7 protein-coding genes and 1 pseudogene are annotated in these 8,864 nt (G+C 66.3%); 5 read left to right on the top strand and 3 right to left on the bottom strand.

Features of this window, described 5'->3' with window-relative positions; genetic code table 11:
• Positions 1-593 (top strand): annotated as a pseudogene (locus tag DXT59_RS27280) (hypothetical protein); the annotation flags it as partial.
• A 36-nt stretch (positions 594-629) separates the two neighbouring features.
• On the opposite strand, the gene DXT59_RS27275 reads toward DXT59_RS27280, so the two are convergent.
• A complete protein-coding gene (locus tag DXT59_RS27275) occupies positions 630-1,916 on the bottom strand; it encodes an NAD(P)/FAD-dependent oxidoreductase (RefSeq protein ID WP_116141147.1) in 1,287 nt (428 codons plus the stop codon).
• 14 nt (positions 1,917-1,930) lie between these two features.
• On the bottom strand, positions 1,931-2,845 hold the full coding sequence (gene bla, locus DXT59_RS27270; RefSeq protein ID WP_116141145.1) for a class A beta-lactamase: 915 nt from the start codon (positions 2,843-2,845) through the stop codon (positions 1,931-1,933).
• Positions 2,846-2,950: 105 nt separating this feature from the next.
• Here bla and gcvA point away from each other — a divergent pair, with 105 nt between their 5' ends.
• On the top strand, positions 2,951-3,820 hold the full coding sequence (gcvA, locus tag DXT59_RS27265; protein WP_116141143.1) for a LysR family transcriptional regulator: 870 nt from the start codon (positions 2,951-2,953) through the stop codon (positions 3,818-3,820).
• Here gcvA and DXT59_RS27260 read toward each other — a convergent pair.
• Positions 3,747-4,718 carry a LysR substrate-binding domain-containing protein gene (locus DXT59_RS27260; RefSeq protein WP_116141140.1) on the bottom strand — a complete coding sequence of 324 codons (972 nt, stop codon included), beginning with the start codon at positions 4,716-4,718 and terminating at the stop codon, positions 3,747-3,749. The genes gcvA and DXT59_RS27260 overlap by 74 nt on opposite strands.
• A gap of 200 nt (positions 4,719-4,918) precedes the next feature.
• Between DXT59_RS27260 and DXT59_RS27255 the strand changes: the two genes are divergently transcribed.
• From DXT59_RS27255 to amaB, 3 genes are all read left to right on the top strand, one after another.
• A complete protein-coding gene (locus DXT59_RS27255; RefSeq protein WP_162878259.1) occupies positions 4,919-5,938 on the top strand; it encodes a DUF1338 domain-containing protein in 1,020 nt (339 codons plus the stop codon).
• A gap of 51 nt (positions 5,939-5,989) precedes the next feature.
• Positions 5,990-7,231: an aminotransferase-like domain-containing protein gene (locus DXT59_RS27250; protein WP_116141138.1), complete on the top strand. Its 1,242-nt coding sequence runs from the start codon at positions 5,990-5,992 to the stop codon at positions 7,229-7,231.
• 121 nt (positions 7,232-7,352) lie between these two features.
• Entirely contained in the window at positions 7,353-8,864 is a 1,512-nt protein-coding gene (gene amaB, locus DXT59_RS27245; protein ID WP_116141136.1) for an L-piperidine-6-carboxylate dehydrogenase, read from the top strand.

Below are 8,864 nucleotides of genomic sequence, written 5' to 3'. Positions count from 1 at the left end.
CCACGCCCGCGGCGGCGGCACCGGCGCCCGCGCCGCCGGCGGCGCCGGCTACGAACGCGCAGACGCAGCCGAGCGCGACTCAGGACGCGATGGCGGACAATAGACCGACGCAAAGCGATACTCGATCGGCGCAAGTGCGCGAGCAAGCCGACGATACGGCGGCGACGGATGCGCCCGCGCGGCAATCGAGCAGATCGAAGGCGCAGCGCGCTCAGGCACCGTCAGGGCGGGCAGCGGCCGCGTACGCGCTGGCGAACGCGCAGGCGCAATTGTCGAAGAGCGATCTGCGCGGCGCTCGGGCGTCGCTCGCACGCGCGCTGAGCGCCGATCCTCGCAACGGCGACGCGCTCGCATTGCGCGATCAACTGCTCTCGCGAGAGCAGGCGCGCGATGCGTCGTTGAGCGAAGCGCATGCGTGCGTCGTTCAAGCGCGCTGGAACTGCGTCTGGCATAACGCGGGCAAGGCACTCTCCATCGATGCGAGCAGCACGGAGGCCCGAGCGCTCGTCAACCGGGCGATCGTGGAATCGGGCGCGGCGACCGCGCCGGCCGGACCGGGTCCCGACAACGTCGAAGTGCCGATGGTGCAGTGAGCACAAGCGCCGCGCTAAATGCGCGTGCGCTTGCGGTTAGCGTTGCCGGCGCTGCGCGATCGCATCGCTCGCGATTTTCGTGAGGTAGGTCAGTTCGGCGGCGGCGAGCCCGAGAATGCCGTGTACGGGTTCGAGCCCAAAGCGGGCGAACGGCGCCGGAATCGGCTGCGCCTCGGCGATGGCGGCGGCGATCAGTTCGCCGGCTGCCGTCGTCGGCGCCACGCCGTGTCCGCCGAACCCGACCGCGTGCCAAACGCCGTCGGCGCAACGGCCGATCTGCGGCATCTTATGGCGCGCGTAGCTCATCAATCCGCCCCAAGCATGATCGATCTCGATTCCCTTCAACTGCGGATACACGCGTAACAAGTCGCGCATCAACAATCTGGCGATCGTCTGCGGATCGCGTTCGAAGATCGAGATTCGCCCGCCCCACAAGATGCGTGTGTCGGGCAGGGCGCGGTAATAGTCGAAAGAGAAGCGCGTATCGTAGACGGCCGCCGCGCAGTCGATGGCCTCTTGGAGGCGGGCCCCGAGCGGTTCGGTCGCGACGACATACGTGGCGATCGGCAGTACGGCGCGCTCCACTTGGCGGTAGACGCCGCGGCCGTATCCGCCGACGGCCATCACGACGTGACCGGCCTCTATCGATCCATTCGCGGTCGTCACGACGTAACCGCCGTTCTCGCGCCGCACGCCCAGCACCGCGCTGTGCTCGTAGATGCGCACGCCGGCGCTCGCCAAAGCGTCGGCGATTCCCAACGCGTATTTGAGCGGGTGAAAATGAAACCCGTGCGGTTCGAGCAGTCCGCCATGGTACCGGTCGGTCTTGAGACGATCGCGCAGCGCGTGCTTCGAAATCGGCTCCCATTGCACGCCGAAAGAACGCGCCATCAATTGGCGTTGTGCTTCGAGTGCCTCGGGGCGGCCGAACCAATCGGCGAGAATGACGCCGGCGTTCACGACGTCGCAGTCGATCGCGTGGCGCGCGATGCGCTCGCCGATCAACCGAACGGCATCGACCGTCAGCCCGTACGTCGCACGAGCGTCTTTTTCGCCGAGCAGGCGAAGCAAATCGGCGCATTCGAGGCTATAACCGCCGAAGACGAAGCCGCCGTTACGCCCCGAGGCGCCGAAGCCCACGCGCTGCGCTTCGAGGACGACGACATTGCGCATGCCGCGTTCGACCAGCCCGAGTGCCGTGGCAAGCCCCGCAAAACCGCCGCCTACGACACAGACATCGGCTTGCTCGCGCGCTCGGCCGAGCGCGGGCCGCTGCGCGCGCCGAACGGTGGCTTCGTAAAAGCTCGTTGCTGCCGTATGCATGCGAGGGGTCCTCCTCAAAGGTTATTGCGCAACGCCAGATGCCGCGCCACCGTGCGGGCGACGTCGGCGATCGCGGCTTCCCGGGCGCGATCGGGTGCATCCGTTTCGGTGAGATAAACGGTGACGAGGATCGGCGCCCGGTCTTGCGGCCACAGGATGCCGATGTCGTTCGTCGTTCCGCGCTCGCCGGTTCCCGTTTTGTCGGCGACGCGCCAATCGCGCGGCACCCCCGCGCGCAAGCGCGCATCGCCGACGCGGTTGCCGGCTCCCCATGCCAGTAGCTGGGCACGCGCCGCCGGCGAGAGCGCGTCGCCAAGCAGCACCTTTCGCAAGCTGCCGAGCATCGCAACGGGCGTGGTGGTATCGCGCGGATCGCCCGGAGTTGCCGTATTCACAGTCGGTTCGGTGCGATCGAGGCGCGTGACAGTATCGCCCAACCCTCTCATGAATGCCGTGAAGCCGGGCGGGCCGCCGATCGTGTCGAGCAACACGTTCGCCGCGGTGTTGTCGCTCATCGTGACGGCCGCGTCGCATAGCTCCGCGACGCTCATCCCGGGCGCGCCCACGTGCTGCCGCGTGACCGGCGCGTATTGCTCGATGCGATCCGCGCCGAAGACGATCCGGCGCTCCAGCTCCTCTTGGCGTCGATCGACACGTGCGAGCACGCTCGCGGCAAGCATCAGCTTGAACGTGCTGCACATCGGGAATCGCTCGCTGCAACGGCGACCTGTCCGCAGCCCCGTCTCGAGATCGTGAATCGCCACGCCGAGCCGAGCCCCGACGCCCTGTTCGATCGAGGCCAGTTCCGCCTCGATGGCGCGCACCCGTGTGTCCTGCTTCGGTCCGCCTGCCGGCTTTGCCCATACGGGAGCCGATAGGCCAGCTATGATTGCGCCCAGCGCCGTGCCGACGAATCGCCTTCTTTGCATGTTGTCTTCTCCATTGAAAGAGGCATGAATATCGCGTTTTCGACGTTCCGCCACAATCGACGATAATTTTTCAGACGCAAAACTATTTCTTATGGGTTATCGGGTATGGCAAGACATCTGCCGCTCAATGCCTTGCGCGCGTTCGAATCGTCGGCGCGCCATTTGAGCTTCACGCGCGCGGCGCGCGAGCTCAACGTCACCCAGGCCGCCGTCAGCCAGCAAGTTCGCGCGCTCGAGGAGCGCCTCGGCGCACAACTGTTCAAACGGCTGCCGCGCGGGCTCGGGATGACGGACGAGGGCCAGGCGCTGTTGCCCGTCGTCTCCGATGCGTTCGGCCGCATCGACGCGGTGCTCAAGCAATTCGAGGGCGGCCACTTTCACGAGGTGCTGACGGTGGGGGTGGTGGGCACCTTCGCCGTGGGCTGGCTCATGCCGCGGCTCAATCGGTTTCGCGCCGCGCATCCGTTCGCCGAGCTTAGGCTGCTCACGCACAACAACCTCGTCGATTTCGCCGCGGAAGGGTTCGACTTCGCGATTCGCTTCGGCGATGGCAACTGGCCCGGCACGCAGGCGGCGGCCTTGCTGGACGCGCCGCTGACCGCGCTATGCGCGCCCGAGGTGGCGCAGCGATTGAGCGCGCCGCGCGACCTTATGGCCGAAACGCTGCTGCGCTCGTATCGCGCGGACGAATGGGCGTTATGGCTCGCGCAAGCGGGGTTGCCGGCCGGCGCGGTGCGCGGGCCGGTATTCGACTCGTCGCGCCTGATGGTGGAGGCGGCGATGCTCGGGGCCGGCGTAGCGCTCGCGCCCGCCCGCATGTTCGAGCGCGAACTTCAAACGGGCCGGCTCGTGCGTCCGTTCGAGATCGAGGTCAGCACGGGCAATTATTGGCTGACGTGGCTCAAATCGAAGCGGGTGTCGCCCGCGATGCAGGCGTTTCGCGATTGGATCGTTCATGAGGCTGCGGCGGCGTAACCGCCGGCTCCGGCACGAGGGACATGAGCCACTGCGAGAGGGCGACGAACGGCTCGTCGTTCGCAACCGCGTCGGGCGCCGCGAGAAAGTAGCCGGCATCGCTCGGCAGGGGCATGTCGAGCGCCACCGCGAGCCGCCCCGAGGCGAGTTCGTCGGAGATCAAGATCTCGGGCATCAACGCGACGCCCATCCCCGCCAGCGCCGCGCTCGACAGCATCGTGAAGAGTTCGTAGCGCGGTCCGCGTACGGCGCGCGCATCCTCGCCGAAGCCATGGGCGCGGAACCATTCACGCCAGGCGTCGGGCCGCGTCGAAAGATGCAATAGCGGCATGTCCGCTAGCCGCTCGCGCGTGAGCGGCGCGCACCCCGCCGTCAGCGCGGGGCTGCAAACGGGCACCGCATTGCCTTCGCGAAACAGCAGCGTGCCTTGAGCGCCGGGCCACACGGAGCGGCCGAAGTAAATCGCGGCGTCGAATGGCGAATCGCTGAAGAGGAACGGTTCGGTGCGGATCGATAAATTGATCGTGATGTCGGGCCGCAGCGTGCGAAATTGCGGCAAGCGCGGAATCAGCCATTGACTCGCGAAGGTCGGCACCACCGCGAGTTCCAGGACGCGCCCGATGCCGCGCTGCGCCATCAATTCCAGCGTGTCGCGCTCGATGCGCTCCAAACTCTTGCGAATCTGCGTCGCGTAATGGCGCCCGTGCGGCGTCAATACCACGCGTTTCTTGATGCGCAGGAACAAAGCCACCCCGAGCCGGTGCTCGAGCGAGGCGACTTGCCGGCATACGGCGCTTTGCGTGAGCGCCAGCTCGTCGGCCGCGCGCGTAAAGCTTTCGTGCCGTGCCGCCGCCTCGAACACCTGCAGCGCGGCGAGATTCGGGATGCCTTTTCTCATCGATGTCTAGACGCGCGATCGCTTTCGTCTGAGGTTGAGTTGGTGCGTTTTAGGAATGAAGTCGTGAGTTTAAATCAATTGTGGAAGGATAGGGCGACGGCCACAATGTCGATCGATCGGTGGGTGTCCTAGCGCGTATTGGCCGCCTGCATGGCTGGAGCATCGAGCTTCGGCAGCACACGAAAACGGGGAACGATGCGATGAACAGCAACTTGGAAACGATGCTCGAGGCCGCTTGCGGAGCCGGTGCCGCCGAGCAGTTGGTGAAATTGATGAATGTGCCGGCCGCCGTGGAGCGCTGCGAGCCGGGCATCGTCACGCGCATCGAACTGTCACAAGCCCTGAATATGGCGCTCTTTGCCGGGCTGCTCGAGCGCGTGCCGACCGGCCGCGCCTACACCGATGACGTGGTGCGCGAAGGCGCACGCGTGCAATTCGATCACGGCGCGCTGCGCACGGTACGTTGGCCGCACTGCGGTGCGCTGCCGCCGGGCGAGGCTGCCTTCACGCGCATCTTGAAGCCGCTCGGTTACCGTTTGAACGGGACCTACCCGCTCGATCGCATCAAAATGACGGGGCGTTCGTACGCGCATCTGGACGCGCCCGATCACATCGCTCAATTCTTCGTCAGCGAATTGCACCCCGAGCGTTTCTCCGCCGAGTTTCAGCAAGCCGTGACGAACGTCATCGGTTCGTCCGTCGATCCGCTGACGCCGCAAGCGGTGGCATGGCTTGCCGAACTCGAACGCGACGCGTCGCTGCCGCTGGCCGACGCCTGTGCCTTGCTGCCCGTCCTCGTGCGCTGTTTCGACCGGCAGCATATGGCGCCGCGCTTCTCGGACTACCGGACGCTGCTCGCCGAGTCCGCCGAAATGGCGTGGATCGCAACCGAGGGCAACGCGTTCAACCATGCGACCGACCGCGTCGCCGACGTGTTCGCCGTCGCCGATGCGCAGCGCGCGTTGGGTCGGCCCATCAAAGAGCGCGTGGAGGTATCGAAGTCGGGGCGCGTCAAGCAGACCGCGTTCCAAGCCGACCGGGTGGTGCGTGTGTTCCGCGGCGACGACGGCACGGAGGTACGCCATGAAGTGCCCGGTTCGTTCTACGAGTTCATCACGCGCGACACTTACGTCGACGAGGAGACGGGGCGGGTCGCGCTCGATCTTGGTTTCGACGCGGGCAACGCGACCGGCATCTTCAAAATGACCGCGGCGGCCTGATCCGAACTTGGCGGGGCTGCTCCGCGCACTGTTGGAGGCGAGAGGAAACCGATGACGTCAGCGCATACGCTGCGAGCCGATACCCCGGACGATGCCTACGCGTTCGCCGCGCCGTTTCGCGCGCCGCAGGGCTCGCCGATCCGCGAGTTGTTCAAGTACGTCGGCCGGCCCGGCATGATTTCGTTCGCGGGCGGCTACCCTTCGAAGGATTTGTTCGATCGCGACGGCCTCGGGCAAGCGCTGGAGGCCGCTTACCGAAGCGACCCCATCGCATGTCTGCAATATGGCGATACGGCCGGCGCGCCGTTGTTGCGCCGCTCGCTTGCGCGGCTCATGGGGACGCGCGGCGTCGAGTGCGGCGCCGACGACATCATCGTGACGACCGGCTCGCAACAGGGCTTCGATTTGCTCGTGCGGACGTTGATCGTGCCGGGCGACACCGCGCTCATCGAGGAGCCGGCCTATCCCGCCGCGATCCAGGCGCTGCGGCTCGCGGGCGCGAATATCGTCGCGGTGCGCACCGATAGCGACGGCATCGACGTCGATGCGCTCGCCGCTCAACTCGATGCGTGGCAGGGGCCGAATCGGCCGAAACTGCTCTACACCGTTCCGACATTCGCCAATCCGACCGGCGCGACGCTGCCGCGCGCGCGGCGCGAGGCGCTCGTGCGGCTCACGGCGCGGCACCGGATCGTGCTCGTCGAGGACGATCCGTACGGCGAATTGCGCTTCTCCGGCACGCCGGTTCCGCCGATCTTGGCGCTGGCCGATGCTTGTCCCGGCGCGCGCGGTTGGGTGGTCTATTTCGGCAGTTTGTCGAAGATCGTCGCGCCCGGGCTGCGGATCGGCTGGGCCGTCGCACCCGCGGCGATCGCGCGCAGAATGATCGTCGCCAAGCAAACGAGCGATCTGTGCACGTCGCCGCTATCGCAGGAAGCGGCGCGGCATTATCTCGACAGCGGAAGCTTGGCGTCGCATTTGCGAACGATCGTCGGCGCGTACCGGTCGCGCTGCGATGCGCTGCTGAAGGCTTTGACGCATTTCGCACCGGACGACATCGAGTTTTGCGCACCGCAAGGCGGGATGTTCGTTTGGGCCCGGCTGACCGGCGGACGCGACGCCGGCGACGTGCTCAAGCGAGCGATCGAGCGCAACGTAATGTTCGTGCCGGGCACCGCGTTCTTCGTGCGAGAGGCGGACGCGAGTAGTTTGCGGCTGTCCTTCGCCGCGCCGAGCGAAGCGGAAGGGTTCGAAGGCGCGCGCAGGCTCGCTCAAGCGCTGGCGCGGGACTAGCCGCTTGCGTGCGCGCGGCGAACGCGCTTCAATCGCTGGATGCGAGCGTTTCACGTAATGGGCGAATGAGACGTTTCAGACGAATTTTGACGAAGTAAGTAACTCGACTAAAGAGGACGTGATGGTAGTCAACGATATTTTCGCAGCGCTAGGCGTCGACCTTTCGGCTTGGAAGGGCGATGCCCTCACGGCCCGCTCGCCGCGCGACGGCGCGACGCTGGCGACGCTCGCCGTCGATTCGGCCGCCGGCGCCGAGCGCAAGATCGATGCCGCCCATGCGGCCTTCCTGAAGTGGCGCACCGTGCCCGCGCCGCTGCGCGGCGAACTCGTGCGCGTCTTCGGCAACGTATTGCGTGAAAACAAGGATGCGCTAGGCAGGCTCGTGACGCTCGAAGCGGGCAAGATCCGTTCGGAAGGCCTCGGCGAAGTCCAGGAAATGATCGACATCTGCGATTTCGCCGTGGGTCTTTCGCGCCAGCTTTACGGTTTGACGATCGCCTCTGAGCGTCCCGGCCATCGGATGATGGAGACGTGGCATCCGCTCGGCGTCTGCGGCGTGATTTCCGCGTTCAACTTCCCCGTGGCCGTATGGGCCTGGAATGCGGCGCTGGCCTTCGTATGCGGCGATCCCGTCGTCTGGAAACCGTCGGAAAAGACGCCGCTCACCGCCATTGCTTGCCAAGCGTTGTTCGAACAAGCGCTGCGGCGCTTCGATGAAACGCATCCCGGCGTGGCTCCGCAAGGGCTCTCGCAATTGGTCATCGGCGGCCGCGACGTGGGCGAGGCGCTGACGCGTTCGCATAAAGTGCCGCTCGTGAGTGCGACGGGCAGCGTCCGCATGGGCGTCGAAGTGGCGCAAACGCTCAGCAAGCGGCTCGCTCGCAGCATCCTGGAACTCGGCGGCAACAACGGCATGATCGTGGCCCCGAGCGCCGATCTGGATCTCGTCGTGCGCGCCGTCACGTTCGCCGCGGTCGGCACCGCGGGTCAACGCTGCACGACGCTGCGCCGCCTGATCGTGCATCGCAGCGTGGCCGATCAATTGCTGCCGCGGTTGGAAAAGGCATTCGCATCGGTGAAGGTGGGCGATCCGCTCGAGAGCGATACGCTCGTGGGTCCGCTCATCGACCGCGGCTCGTTCGATGCGATGCAGACGGCGCTTGCCGAGGCGCGCAAGGACGGCGGCCAAGTGCTGGGCGGCGAGCGTGTCGATGTCGGCCACGACGGTGCCTTTTACGTGCGTCCGGCGATCGTGCGGATGCCCGCGCAAACGGCCGTCGTCGAGCGCGAAACGTTCGCGCCGATCCTCTACGTCCTCGTCTACGACGAATTCGACCAAGCGCTTGCCGTACATAACGCCGTGCCGCAAGGGTTGTCGTCGGCCATCTTCACGAACGACATGCGCGAAGCGGAGCAGTTCATGTCGGCGGCCGGCAGCGATTGCGGCATCGTCAACGTGAACATCGGCACGAGCGGCGCCGAGATCGGTGGAGCGTTCGGCGGCGAGAAGGAAACGGGCGGCGGGCGCGAATCGGGATCGGACGCGTGGAAGAACTACATGCGCCGCGCGACGAACACGATCAATTACAGCCGCGAGTTGCCGCTCGCGCAGGGCGTGAAGTTCGACGTTTGA

The sequence above is a fragment of the Trinickia diaoshuihuensis genome (assembly GCF_003390925.1).
GTDB classification, from domain to species: Bacteria; Pseudomonadota; Gammaproteobacteria; order Burkholderiales; family Burkholderiaceae; genus Trinickia; species Trinickia diaoshuihuensis.
The sequence above is the reverse complement of the archived record's forward strand: the minus strand, read 5'-3'. Positions and strand labels throughout refer to the sequence as shown.

What these genes read in the sequence shown, in the direction of transcription:
- DXT59_RS27275 (WP_116141147.1), bottom strand. Translation starts at nt 1,916, where the DNA reads ATGCATACGGCAGCAACGAGCTTTTACGAAGCCACCGTTCGGCGCGCG.
- bla (WP_116141145.1), bottom strand. Translation starts at nt 2,845, where the DNA reads ATGCAAAGAAGGCGATTCGTCGGCACGGCGCTGGGCGCAATCATAGCT.
- gcvA (WP_116141143.1), top strand. Translation starts at nt 2,951, where the DNA reads ATGGCAAGACATCTGCCGCTCAATGCCTTGCGCGCGTTCGAATCGTCG.
- DXT59_RS27260 (WP_116141140.1), bottom strand. Translation starts at nt 4,718, where the DNA reads ATGAGAAAAGGCATCCCGAATCTCGCCGCGCTGCAGGTGTTCGAGGCG.
- DXT59_RS27255 (WP_162878259.1), top strand. Translation starts at nt 4,919, where the DNA reads ATGAACAGCAACTTGGAAACGATGCTCGAGGCCGCTTGCGGAGCCGGT.
- DXT59_RS27250 (WP_116141138.1), top strand. Translation starts at nt 5,990, where the DNA reads ATGACGTCAGCGCATACGCTGCGAGCCGATACCCCGGACGATGCCTAC.
- amaB (WP_116141136.1), top strand. Translation starts at nt 7,353, where the DNA reads ATGGTAGTCAACGATATTTTCGCAGCGCTAGGCGTCGACCTTTCGGCT.